The organism is Alicycliphilus denitrificans, from assembly GCF_044792555.1.
Classification (GTDB): Bacteria; Pseudomonadota; Gammaproteobacteria; order Burkholderiales; family Burkholderiaceae_C; genus Alicycliphilus; species Alicycliphilus denitrificans_A.
In genome coordinates this window covers 3,011,417-3,023,423 of sequence record NZ_CP126238.1, presented here as the reverse complement: position 1 = coordinate 3,023,423, position 12,007 = coordinate 3,011,417, and the positions used below count along the sequence as shown (strand labels likewise).

Sequence of the window (12,007 nt, the reverse complement as noted above, 5' to 3'; positions counted from 1 at the left end):
GGGTTTCACATAGATTACTAACCCATGAGTCATTAAGCGCCTTCTGGCGTGCGCCCATGTCCAGCTTTCCTGCCCTTGTGCGGCCCCGTCGGGGGCTTTTTTTGTGCGCTCTTGCGGCCTGCGCGGCCTTGCTGGCGGGTTGTTCGCGGCCTGCGCCTGCGCCCGAGCCGTTGCGCTCGGTCAAGCTCATCACCGTGGGGCCGTCTCCCATGCAGATGCGGCTTGAATACTCGGGCGAGGTGCGCGCGCGCGTGGAGTCGCGCCTGTCCTTTCGCGTGGCCGGCAAGATCGTGCAGCGCCAGGCCGAACTGGGCCAGCGTGTGCAGGCGGGCCAGGTGCTGGCGCAGCTGGATGTGCGCGACTACGCGCTGGCCACCCAGGCCGCGCGCGCCCAGGTGGCGGCCGCCACCACGCAGCGCGACCTGGCGGCGGCGGATTTCGAGCGCTTTGCCAAGCTCAAGGCGCAGAACTTCATCAGCGGCGCCGAGCTGGACCGGCGCGAGGCCCAGCTGAAGTCGGCCCAGGCGGCGCTGGACCAGGCGCGCGCCCAGCTGGCCACCCAGGGCCATCAGGCCGATTACACGCGCCTGCTGGCAGACGCGGCGGGCGTGGTGACGGGCGTAGATGCCGAGCCCGGCCAGGTGGTGGCCGTGGGTGCGCCGGTGGTGCGCATTGCGCGCGATGGCCCGCGTGACGCGGTGTTCTACGTGCCCGAGGACAGGGTCGGCCAGCTGCGCGTGGGCCAGCCGGTGCAGGTGCGCGCCTGGGCGGCGAATGCGCTGATGCCGGGCCAGGTGCGCGAGGTGGCGGCCAGCGCCGATCCCGTGACGCGTACCTTTCTGGTGAAGGTGGCGGTGACGGGCGAGGCCGTGCCGCCCCTGGGCGCCACCGTCTATGTGACGCCCCAGTGGCCGGCGGGTGCGGGCGTGCCGCTCATCAAGCTGCCCACGAGCAGCCTGCGCCAGGAGGGCGGCGAGACGGCGGTATGGGTGTTTGAGCCGGGCGAGGGCGGCGGCGGCACGGTGCGCTCGCAGGCGGTGCAGGTGGCCACGGCCGACGGCAACGAGGCCGTGATTGCCGCGGGCCTGGTGCCCGGCATGCAGGTGGTGGCCACGGGCGTGCATGTGCTGACGCCGGGGCAAAAGGTCATGGTTTATAAGCCAAAATCGGATGAAACGCCCGTAGATAAAGCGCAAGCAGCTATCAATAAAGAAGTTCCGGCGGGGCCGGCCACGACGCGTTGAGGGTTTGCCATGTCGCTGATCGAACCCAAGAAGGGCTTCAACCTCTCGCGCTGGGCGCTGGAGCACGCGGCGCTCACGCGCTACCTGATGGTGGTGTTGATGCTGCTGGGCTTTGCCGCCTACTTTCAGCTGGGGCAGGACGAGGACCCGCCCTTCACCTTCCGCGCCATGGTGGTGCGCACCTACTGGCCCGGCGCCACGGCCCAGCAGGTGGCCGAGCAGGTGACCGACAAGATCGAGCGCACGCTGCAGGAGGTGCCCTACGCCGACAAGATCCGCAGCTACAGCAAGCCCGGCGAGTCGCAGGTGATCTTCGAGCTCAAGGATTCCTCCAGGCCGGCGGAGGTGGCCAACATCTGGTATCAGGTGCGCAAGAAGATAGGCGACATGCGCTACCAGCTGCCCGGCAACATCCAGGGCCCGTTCTTCAACGATGAGTTCGGCGATGTGTATGGCGTGATCTACGCGCTGCAGGGCAAGGGATTCAGCTACGCCGAGCTCAAGGACTTTGCCGACGACGTGCGCCAGCAGTTGCTGCGCGTCAAGGATGTGGCCAAGGTCGAGCAGTTTGGCGTGCAGGACGAGCGCATCTGGGTCGAGGTCTCGCAAAAGCGCCTGGCCCAGATGGGGCTGGACATGCAGACCGTGCTGCAGCAGCTGGGCAGCCAGAACGCCGTGGTGAGCGCGGGCGAAATCCACACCCCGCAGGATGTGGTGCAGGTGCGCGTGGCCGGGCAGTTCACCAGCGTGGAGCAGCTGCGCGCCATGCCCCTGCGCGGCGCGCAGTCCGTGGCCCAGCTGCGCCTGGGCGACATTGCCCAGGTGCACCGGGGCTATGTCGATCCACCCCAGGTCAAGGTGCGCTTTCAGGGGCAGGAGGTGATTGCGCTGGGCATCTCCATGACCAAGGGCGGCGACATCATTGCGCTGGGAAAGGCCCTGCATGCCGCGGTGGCCGACATCCAGCAGCGCCTGCCCGCGGGCGTGCAGCTGGCGCAGGTGCAGGACCAGCCGGCGGCGGTGGCCGGGTCGGTGAACGACTTCGTCATGGTGCTGATCGAGGCCGTGATCATCGTGCTCGGTGTGAGCTTCATCGCGCTGGGCCTGCACAAGGGCGGGCGCTTTGGCTGGTATGTGGATTGGCGCCCGGGCCTGGTCGTGGCCATCACCATCCCGCTGGTGCTGGCCGTGACCTTCCTGGCCATGCATTACTTCGGCATAGGGCTGCACAAGGTGTCGCTGGGCTCGCTCATCATCGCCCTGGGGCTGCTGGTGGACGACGCCATCATTGCGGTGGAGATGATGGTGCGCAAGATGGAGGAGGGCTACGACAAGATGCGCGCCGCCACCTTCGCCTATGACATCACGGCCATGCCCATGCTCACCGGCACGCTGATCACGGCGGCGGGCTTTCTGCCGATCGGCATCGCCAGGTCGGTGACGGGGGAGTACACCTTCGCCATCTTTGCCGTGACGGTGATCGCGCTGGTGCTGTCGTGGATCGTCTCCGTCTACTTCGTGCCCTACCTGGGCACGCTGCTGCTGACAGTGAAGCCGCATGATCCCGATGCGCCACCCCATGAGGTCTTCGACACACCGTTCTATGCGCGCTTTCGCAAGACGGTGGACTGGTGCGTGCGCCACCGCTGGCTGACTATCGGCGCCACCCTGGCGATCTTCGCGCTGGGGCTCGTCGGCATGGGGCGGGTGCAGCAGCAGTTCTTTCCCGATTCGAGCCGGCCCGAGGTGATGGTGGACCTGTGGTTCCCCGAGGGCACCTCGTTTGCCGCCAACGAGGAGGTGACGCTGCGCGTGGAGCAGCGCCTGCAGCAGCAGGCGGGTGTGCAGAGCGTGGCCACCTGGGTGGGCTCGGGCACGCCGCGCTTTTATCTGCCGCTCGATCAGGTGTTTCCGCAGAGCAATGTGTCGCAGTTCATCGTGCTGGCCAAGAGCCTGCCCGAGCGCGAGAGGCTGCGCCGCCAGTTGCCGGCCTTGCTGGCCGAGGAATTCCCCGAGGCGCGCGGCCGTGTGAAGTTGCTGCCCAATGGCCCGCCCGTGCCCTATCCGGTGCAGTTTCGCGTCGTCGGCAGCGACCCGGCCGTGCTGCGCCAGCGGGCCGACGAGGTCAAGGCCGTGCTGCGCGCCAATGTCCATACGCTGGGCGTGAACGACAACTGGAATGAATCGGTGAAGACGGTGCGCCTGGAGGTGGACCAGGACAAGGCGCGCGCCCTGGGCGTGAGCAGCCAGTCCATCGCCCAGGCCGCGCGCACCATGTTCAGCGGCACCACCGTGGGCCAGTACCGCGAGGGCGACAGGCTCATCGATATCGTGCTGCGCCAGACGCCCGATGAGCGCGAGACCATCTCCGGCATCGCCAACGCCTACCTGCCCACGGCCTCGGGGCGCAGCATTGCGCTCACGCAGATCGCCAAGCCGGTATTCACCTGGGAGCCGGGCGTGATGTGGCGCTCGGGCCGCAGCTACGCCATCACCGTGCAGGGCGATCTGGTGGAGGGCATGCAGGGCGCCACCGTCACCGAGCAACTGCTGCCCGAGCTGCGAGCGCTGGAGGCGCGCTGGCAGACGGCGGGCGACAGCGTGCGCATCGAGGTGGCGGGTGCGGTGGAAGAGAGCAGCAAGGGCGCGTCTTCCATCGTGGTCGGGGTGCCCATCATGCTGTTCATCGTCTTCACGCTGCTCATGCTGCAGCTGCACAGCTTCAGCCGTTCGGTGCTGGTGTTCCTGACCGGGCCGCTGGGTATCGCCGGCGTGGCGGCGGCGCTGCTGCTGCTGGAGAGGCCGTTCGGCTTCGTGGCGCTGCTGGGGGTGATCGCGCTCATGGGGATGATCCAGCGCAACTCGGTCATCCTCATCGACCAGATCGAGCTCAACCGCAATGCCGGGCGATCCACCTGGGATGCCATCGTCACTGCCGCCGTGTGGCGCCTGCGTCCGATCGCGCTCACCGCCGCAGCCGCGGTGCTGGCCATGATCCCCCTGTCACGCAATGTGTTCTGGGGGCCCATGGCCGTGGCCATCATGGGCGGGCTGATCGTGGCGACCGTGCTCACGCTGCTGGCCTTGCCCGCCATGTATGCCGCCTGGTTCAGGGTGCAAAAGCCCGAGCCGGAGGACGAATGAGGCGGCTGAAACGGCAGGCGGTTCGCGACAGAGTAAAATCTGCCGTTTGACCTATTTCACCCGGGTGGCCTGAGCTCAAGCCAATCGGGTGGCTTAAAGAACTGCGCGGGTGGCGAAATTGGTAGACGCACCAGGTTTAGGTCCTGACGCCAGCAATGGTGTGGGGGTTCGAGTCCCCCCCCGCGCACCACAAGCGAAGACCGAGGCACAGCCCGGCACACATCCCTGATCACTAGGAACAACCATGGCCGTCACTGTTGAGACCCTTGAAAAGCTCGAGCGCAAGATCACGCTGAGCCTGCCCGTCACCACCATCCAGAGCGAAGTCGATGCGCGCCTGAAGCGCCTGGCGCGCACCGTGAAGATGGACGGCTTCCGCCCCGGCAAGGTGCCCATGAGCGTCGTGACCCAGCGCTATGGCTATTCGGTGCAGTACGAGGTGCTGAACGACAAGGTGGGCGAGGCCTTTGCCCAGGCTGCCAATGAAGCGCAGCTGCGTGTGGCTGGCCAGCCGCGCATCACCGAGAAGGATGGCGCCCCCGAAGGTCAGGTGAGCTTCGATGCCGTGTTCGAGGTGTTCCCCGAAGTCAAGATCGGCGACCTGTCCAGCGCCGAGGTGGAGAAGATTTCTGCCGAGGTGACAGACGCTGCCATCGACAAGACCGTGGACATCCTGCGCAAGCAGCGCCGCACCTTTGCCCAGCGTGCCCAAGGCGCAGCCGCCGAGGACGGCGACCGCGTGACCGTGGACTTCGAGGGCAAGATCGACGGCGAGCCCTTCCAGGGTGGCAAGGCCGAGGACTTCCAGTTCCTGGTCGGCGAAGGCCAGATGCTCAAGGAATTCGAAGACGCCGTGCGTGGCATGAAGGCTGGCGAGAGCAAGACCTTCCCGCTGGCCTTCCCCGAGGACTACCACGGCAAGGACGTGGCCGGCAAGACGGCTGACTTCCTGGTCACCGTGAAGAAAATCGAGGCCGCCCACCTGCCCGAAGTCAACGAGCAGCTGGCCAAGTCGCTCGGCATTGCCGACGGTACCGTCGAAGGCCTGCGCGCCGACATCAAGAAAAATCTGGAGCGCGAGGTCAAGTTCCGCCTGCTGGCCCGCAACAAGGCCGCCGTGATGGACGCCCTGGTGGCCAAGGCCGAACTGGACCTGCCCAACGCCAGCGTGCAGGCCGAGATTGCGCGCCTGCTGGAATCCGCCCGCGCCGACCTGAAAGCACGCGGCATCAAGGACGCCGACAAGGCCGAGATTCCCGAGGACGTGTTCCGTCCCCAGGCCGAGCGCCGCGTGCGCCTGGGCCTGGTGGTGGCCGAGCTGGTGCGCGCCAACGAGCTGCAGGCCAAGCCCGAGCAGCTCAAGGCCCATGTGGATGAGCTGGCCGCCAGCTATGAAAAACCCGAGGACGTGGTGCGCTGGTACTTCAGCGACCGCCAGCGCCTGGCCGAGGTCGAGGCCGTGGTCGTCGAGAACAACGTGACCGACTTCGTGCTGGCCAAGGCTAAGGTCAACGAGAAGGCTGTGTCCTTCGACGAACTGATGGGCCAGGCCTGATACACGGCAGGCGCCACGCCCTGAGCATCGGGGCGCTGCGGCTGAAACTTGCGGGGCTTGTGCTTTGTGGCACAAGCCCCAACTTCTTTTTTCTGGCTACAGTATCCGCCTGACTGGAGAAATACATGAGCGCACTGGAAACGCAGGCCCTGGGCATGATTCCCATGGTCATCGAGCAATCGGGCCGCGGGGAGCGGTCCTACGACATTTATTCGCGCCTGCTCAAGGAGCGCGTGATCTTCCTGGTGGGCGAGGTCAACGACCAGACAGCCAACCTGGTGGTGGCGCAACTCCTGTTCCTGGAGAGCGAGAACCCGGACAAGGACATTTCGTTCTACATCAACTCTCCCGGCGGCAGCGTCACGGCAGGCATGGCGATTTATGACACCATGCAGTTCATCAAGCCCGACGTGTCCACGCTGTGCTGCGGCTTTGCCGCCAGCATGGGCGCCTTCCTGCTGGCCTCCGGTGCCAAGGGCAAGCGCTTTTCGCTGCCCAACTCCAAGATCATGATCCACCAGGTGCTGGGCGGCGCGCGCGGCCAGGCGACCGACATCGAGATCCACGCGCGCGACATTCTGCGCACCAAGGACCAGATGAACCGCATCCTGGCCGAGCGCACCGGTCAGTCGATCGAGAAGGTCAAGGCCGATACCGAGCGCGACTACTTCATGACTGCCGACGAGGCCAGGGACTATGGCATCGTTGACCAGGTGATCTCCAAGCGTCCCTGAGGGTTTGGCCGGCCCCTGGCGCGGCGTTTCCCCTGCGGGAAACGCCGTTTTTATTTCGTTATCATCTTGACAACATCCCCTGTCATAAGGCACTGCTTCCATGGCCGATAAAAAAGGCTCCTCCAGCGAAAAAACCCTTTACTGCTCTTTTTGCGGCAAAAGCCAGCATGAAGTGAAGAAGCTGATCGCCGGTCCGTCCGTCTTTATTTGCGACGAGTGCATTGACTTGTGCAACGAGATCATTCGTGACGAACAGCCCGCGGGCGAGGCCGCGCGTGAGGGGCGCGGCGACCTGCCCACACCTGCCGAGATCAAGGCCAACCTCGACAGTTATGTGATCGGCCAGGAAAGCGCCAAGCGCACGCTGGCCGTGGCGGTCTATAACCACTACAAGCGCCTGCGCCATAAGGACAAGGCCGGCAAGGACGATGTGGAGCTGTCCAAGAGCAACATCCTGCTCATCGGCCCCACGGGCTCGGGCAAGACCCTGCTGGCACAGACCCTGGCGCGCCAGCTCGACGTGCCCTTTGTGATGGCCGACGCCACTACGTTGACCGAGGCCGGTTACGTCGGCGAGGACGTGGAGAACATCGTCCAGAAGCTGCTGCAGAGCTGCAACTACGAGATCGAGCGCGCCCAGCGCGGCATCGTCTACATCGATGAGATCGACAAAATCTCGCGCAAGTCCGACAACCCCAGCATCACGCGCGACGTCTCGGGCGAGGGCGTGCAGCAGGCGCTGCTCAAACTCATCGAGGGCACCATGGCCAGCGTGCCGCCGCAGGGCGGGCGCAAGCACCCGAACCAGGACTTCCTGCAGATCGACACCACCAACATCCTGTTTATCTGCGGTGGCGCGTTCGCGGGCCTGGAGAAAGTCATCGAGAACCGCACCGAGGCCTCGGGCATAGGCTTCGGCGCTGCCGTGCGCAGCAAGAAGCAGCGTTCGCTCACCGAGGTGTTCCAGGACATCGAGCCTGAAGATCTCATCAAGTTCGGCCTGATCCCCGAGCTGGTGGGGCGCATGCCCGTGGTAACGGCATTGGCCGAGCTTGGCGAGGACGCACTGGTGCAAATCCTCACCGAACCCAAGAATGCCCTGGTCAAGCAGTACAGCAAGCTGCTGGCTATGGAGGGGGTCGATCTGGAGATACGCCCCGCAGCGCTCAAGGCCATCGCCCGCAAGGCCATCGCGCGCAAGACCGGTGCGCGGGGGCTGCGCTCGATTCTGGAGCAGTCCCTGATCGGCACGATGTTCGATCTGCCCAATGTGTCCAATGTGGAGAAGGTGGTGGTCGATGAGGCCACCATTGAAGAGGACAAGGCGCCCCTGCTGCTTTATCGTGAGGCTGTCAAGACGGCCTGAGGCTGAGAGGCTGACAAAGGTCACCTGCCCGTGGTGACCAGCTGGCGCCGCTTGCTTTCGCAGCGTGGGCGTCGGGTTGAAAAACGCTGTCCGTGGACCATATGCCATGGACTTATCTGAGGAACGCCCATGTCCGGACATACACCCCTGCCCGCCACACCCCTAGATCTGCCATTGCTGCCATTGCGCGATGTGGTGGTCTTTCCACATATGGTGATTCCGCTGTTCGTTGGCCGCCCCAAGAGCATCAAGGCCCTGGAGCTGGCCATGGATGCCGACCGCAGCATCATGCTCGTGGCCCAGAAGGCCGCTGCCAAGGACGAGCCCCAAGTGTCGGACATGTTTGAGGTGGGCTGCATTTCCACCATCTTGCAGATGCTCAAGCTCCCTGATGGCACGGTGAAGGTGCTGGTTGAAGGCCAGCAGCGCGCCCAGGTCGATGCTGTGCATGAGGCCGAGACGCACTTCACCGCCACAGCGACTCCCGTGCAGGCAGAGGCTGAGGACGACCAGTCGAGTGAAATCGAAGCACTGCGGCGCGCCGTGATGCAGCAGTTTGATCAATACGTAAAGCTGAACAAGAAGATTCCGCCGGAAATCCTGACCTCGATCGCAAGCATCGATGACCCTGGCCGCCTGGCAGACACCATCGCTGCCCACTTGCCCTTAAAGCTTGAAAACAAGCAGCGCGTGCTCGACCTGGCAGGCGTGAAGCAGCGTCTGGAAAACCTCTTCGAGCAACTTGAACGCGAGGTTGACATCCTGAACGTGGACAAGCGTATCCGCGGCCGCGTGAAACGCCAGATGGAAAAAAGCCAGCGCGACTTCTATCTCAACGAGCAGGTCAAGGCCATTCAGAAGGAACTCGGCGAGAGTGAAGAGGGGGCGGACATCGATGAAATCGAGAAAAAAATCAAATCCGCCAAGATGCCTGCTGAAGCGCGCAAAAAGGCGGAAGGCGAGCTCAAAAAGCTCAAGCTGATGTCGCCCATGTCGGCCGAGGCTACGGTGGTGCGCAACTACATCGACGTGCTGACAGGCCTGCCGTGGAGCAAGAAGACCAAGATCAAGCATGACCTGGCGTATGCCGAGGGCGTTCTCAACGAGGACCATTACGGCTTGGACAGGGTCAAGGACCGGATTTTGGAATACCTTGCGGTGCAGCAACGTGTGGACAAGGTGAAGGCCCCTATCCTGTGCCTTGTCGGTCCTCCGGGCGTAGGCAAGACCTCGCTAGGTCAGTCCATTGCCAAGGCCACGGGACGCAAGTACGTGCGCATGGCTCTGGGCGGCATGCGCGACGAGGCCGAAATCCGTGGCCACCGACGTACCTACATTGGTGCCATGCCGGGCAAGGTATTGCAAAGCCTGAACAAGGTGGGCACACGCAACCCGCTGTTCCTGCTCGATGAAATTGACAAGCTGGGCACGGACTTCCGTGGCGATCCGTCAAGCGCGTTGCTGGAAGTGCTCGACCCCGAGCAAAACCACAAATTCGGCGATCACTACGTCGAGGTCGATTTCGACCTGTCAGACGTGATGTTTGTCGCCACTTCCAACTCCATGAATATCCCGCCAGCCCTGCTTGACCGCATGGAAGTCATTCGTCTTTCCGGCTATACGGAGGATGAGAAGACCAACATCGCCATCAAGTACCTGCTGCCCAAGCAGATGACCAACAATGGAGTGAAGGCCGAGGAGCTGCGCGTAGCCGAATCCGCCGTGCGTGACATCGTGCGCTACTACACACGCGAGGCGGGTGTGCGCTCGCTCGAGCGCGAGCTTTCTAAAATCTGCCGCAAGGTGGTCAAGGGCTTGCAACTCAAGAAGCTGCAGCCACAGGTCGAGGTGTCAGCGGACAACCTGTCAGACTACCTGGGTGTGCGCAAATTCAGCTATGGGCATGCTGAAAAGCAGAACCAGGTGGGGCTGGTGGCGGGGTTGGCATGGACCGAGGTGGGTGGCGATTTGCTGACCATTGAGGTGGCCACTATGCCGGGTAAGGGCAACATCACGCGTACGGGCTCGCTTGGCGATGTGATGAAGGAGTCTGTTGAGGCTGCGCGTACGGTGGTGCGCAGTCGCTCGCATGCCCTGGGTATTCGTGACGAGGCGTTTGAAAAGCGCGATCTGCACATGCATGTCCCCGATGGCGCTACGCCCAAGGATGGCCCCAGTGCAGGCATCGCCATGACCACTGCCATCGTCTCTGCGCTCACCGGCATACCCGTGCGTGCCGACGTGGCCATGACCGGTGAGATTACGCTGCGCGGCGAGGTCACGGAGATTGGCGGACTGAAGGAAAAGCTGCTGGCTGCACTGCGCGGAGGTATCAAGACAGTGCTGATTCCAGAGACCAACGTGAAAGATCTGCAGGAGATACCGGACAACGTCAAGAGCGGCCTGGAGATTGTTCCCGTCAAATGGATCGACAAAGTGCTCGAGGTGGCGCTAGAGCGCAAGCCTGCGCCACTGACTGACGACGAAGTGACTCCTTCCGTGCCGGTGGCAACCGGTGGCGAGGTCGAGCGCGGTTCCATAAAGCACTGAAGAAAAAATTGCGTGATTGATTTCTGAGTCGAAAAAATGGGCTACAATTCACTTCATCGATGCCAGACGATGTACAATAGAAGGCTTCGGTAAATGCGGGAATAGCTCAGTTGGTAGAGCGCAACCTTGCCAAGGTTGAGGTCGTCGGTTCGAGACCGATTTCCCGCTCCAGGTTAAAGCAAAAAGGGAAGCTTTGCTTCCCTTTTTGCCAAGAGGAAGGGTTTGGCGCGGTAGCAAAGCGGTTATGCGTCGGATTGCAAATCCGTTGAGGCCGGTTCGACTCCGGCCCGCGCCTCCAGTTTGCAGGCGATGCAACAAGTGTTGTTGTGTGCCGGGAATTTTGATTGCTGTAGATGTGGTTGGTCAAAATTCAATGTTAGAATTATTGAGTTTTCAAAATGCATTAATTGTATTTTGGAAGATGCGGGAATAGCTCAGTTGGTAGAGCGCAACCTTGCCAAGGTTGAGGTCGTCGGTTCGAGACCGATTTCCCGCTCCAAGCGTCGCAAAGGGAAGCCAAGGCTTCCCTTTTTTATTGCCATGAAATGGCCGGATGGTGGCGAGGCATTGCGCTGAATTGCTGCTGCGGTTACGCTGCCTCGATGCCAGCCGTGCTGTCGGCGCCCCGATGGTGAAATTGGTAGACACTGCGGACTTAAAATCCGCCGCTTTCCTGCAAAGGGGCGTGCCGGTTCGACCCCGGCTCGGGGCACCACGAAGAGTTCGATATGTCACATTACAACGCTCCTTTTGAAATCCATGTCCACGGCCAAGTGCAGCTGCGGGCCGATGTGGACTTCAGTCAACTCCAGGAGGCGCTCAAACCGCTGTGGAAGTATGCAGGGGCACGCTCGCTGGCTGATGGTGCAACCAGCGCCTATGAGGAGGAGCCGGGCATCCAGTTCGACGCCAAAGAACATGTGCTGCAGATGTGCTGGACAGTGCGCGGTGATGAGGATTTCCGTCAGTCACTTGATGAGATGTGCATGAGCCTCAACGAGTTGGCTGAGCAGGGCGCCGCCATCGAGGTGACTTTTTATGACACCGAGTTCGATGAAGAGGATGCCCCTGAGGACGAGGAGGCGCGCGACGATTTCGTGATGCTGTTCGTTGGTCCCACTCCTGCGGCGATCATGCAGGTGCAGCGTGACTTGCTGGTGCAGGATGTGGTCAATCTCATGGAACGACACTTTGATGGGTCGGAGCTCGGAGGAGTAGTGTCGGAAATCGACAAACTGTTCTCGCAACGCTTTGATGCTTTGGTGAGCTCGCTGGAAATTGGCAAGCCACCGCGGGGACTTGGAGGGGCGGGCAGTAGTGGTCATGGTGGCGGGCGCCGCCCACGCCATCTTCATTAATTCCTGGCTCGGGCTGATGGCAGCGCACGGCTGCCCAGTGCCTGCATGGTGGTGGG

7 protein-coding genes and 5 tRNA genes are annotated in these 12,007 nt (G+C 62.8%); all 12 read left to right on the top strand.

Annotated features, from left to right (window positions below; genetic code table 11):
• Window positions 1-56: 56 nt before the first annotated feature.
• The 12 genes from P7644_RS14335 (at window position 57) to P7644_RS14280 (ending at window position 11,951) form a co-directional block, all read left to right on the top strand.
• Complete coding sequence (locus P7644_RS14335) at window positions 57-1,244, top strand: efflux RND transporter periplasmic adaptor subunit (protein WP_404299925.1); 1,188 nt, start codon at window positions 57-59, stop codon at window positions 1,242-1,244.
• A 9-nt stretch (window positions 1,245-1,253) separates the two neighbouring features.
• Window positions 1,254-4,388, top strand: coding sequence for an efflux RND transporter permease subunit (locus P7644_RS14330; RefSeq protein ID WP_404299924.1), 3,135 nt, complete (start codon window positions 1,254-1,256; stop codon window positions 4,386-4,388).
• Window positions 4,389-4,491: 103 nt separating this feature from the next.
• A tRNA-Leu gene (locus P7644_RS14325) sits at window positions 4,492-4,578 on the top strand.
• A gap of 54 nt (window positions 4,579-4,632) precedes the next feature.
• On the top strand, window positions 4,633-5,943 hold the full coding sequence (gene tig / locus P7644_RS14320; protein WP_404299923.1) for a trigger factor: 1,311 nt from the start codon (window positions 4,633-4,635) through the stop codon (window positions 5,941-5,943).
• Between the two features lie 125 nt (window positions 5,944-6,068).
• Window positions 6,069-6,677 (top strand): ATP-dependent Clp endopeptidase proteolytic subunit ClpP, encoded by a 609-nt coding sequence (gene clpP / locus P7644_RS14315; protein WP_404299922.1) that lies wholly within the window; start codon window positions 6,069-6,071, stop codon window positions 6,675-6,677.
• A gap of 100 nt (window positions 6,678-6,777) precedes the next feature.
• A complete protein-coding gene (clpX, locus tag P7644_RS14310; RefSeq protein ID WP_404299921.1) occupies window positions 6,778-8,043 on the top strand; it encodes an ATP-dependent Clp protease ATP-binding subunit ClpX in 1,266 nt (421 codons plus the stop codon).
• A gap of 129 nt (window positions 8,044-8,172) precedes the next feature.
• Window positions 8,173-10,593 (top strand): endopeptidase La, encoded by a 2,421-nt coding sequence (gene lon, locus P7644_RS14305; protein WP_404299920.1) that lies wholly within the window; start codon window positions 8,173-8,175, stop codon window positions 10,591-10,593.
• Between the two features lie 95 nt (window positions 10,594-10,688).
• Window positions 10,689-10,764 (top strand) — tRNA-Gly (locus P7644_RS14300).
• Window positions 10,765-10,817: 53 nt separating this feature from the next.
• Window positions 10,818-10,891 (top strand) — tRNA-Cys (locus P7644_RS14295).
• A gap of 125 nt (window positions 10,892-11,016) precedes the next feature.
• Window positions 11,017-11,092, top strand: a tRNA-Gly gene (locus P7644_RS14290).
• A gap of 123 nt (window positions 11,093-11,215) precedes the next feature.
• A tRNA-Leu gene (locus tag P7644_RS14285) sits at window positions 11,216-11,308 on the top strand.
• Between the two features lie 13 nt (window positions 11,309-11,321).
• Complete coding sequence (locus P7644_RS14280) at window positions 11,322-11,951, top strand: DUF6806 family protein (RefSeq protein ID WP_404299919.1); 630 nt, start codon at window positions 11,322-11,324, stop codon at window positions 11,949-11,951.
• Window positions 11,952-12,007: the final 56 nt, after the last annotated feature.

Coding starts and splice junctions, on each gene's coding strand:
- tig (WP_404299923.1), top strand. CDS start 4,633: ATGGCCGTCACTGTTGAGACCCTTGAAAAGCTCGAGCGCAAGATCACG.
- P7644_RS14330 (WP_404299924.1), top strand. CDS start 1,254: ATGTCGCTGATCGAACCCAAGAAGGGCTTCAACCTCTCGCGCTGGGCG.
- clpX (WP_404299921.1), top strand. CDS start 6,778: ATGGCCGATAAAAAAGGCTCCTCCAGCGAAAAAACCCTTTACTGCTCT.
- P7644_RS14280 (WP_404299919.1), top strand. CDS start 11,322: ATGTCACATTACAACGCTCCTTTTGAAATCCATGTCCACGGCCAAGTG.
- lon (WP_404299920.1), top strand. CDS start 8,173: ATGTCCGGACATACACCCCTGCCCGCCACACCCCTAGATCTGCCATTG.
- clpP (WP_404299922.1), top strand. CDS start 6,069: ATGAGCGCACTGGAAACGCAGGCCCTGGGCATGATTCCCATGGTCATC.
- P7644_RS14335 (WP_404299925.1), top strand. CDS start 57: ATGTCCAGCTTTCCTGCCCTTGTGCGGCCCCGTCGGGGGCTTTTTTTG.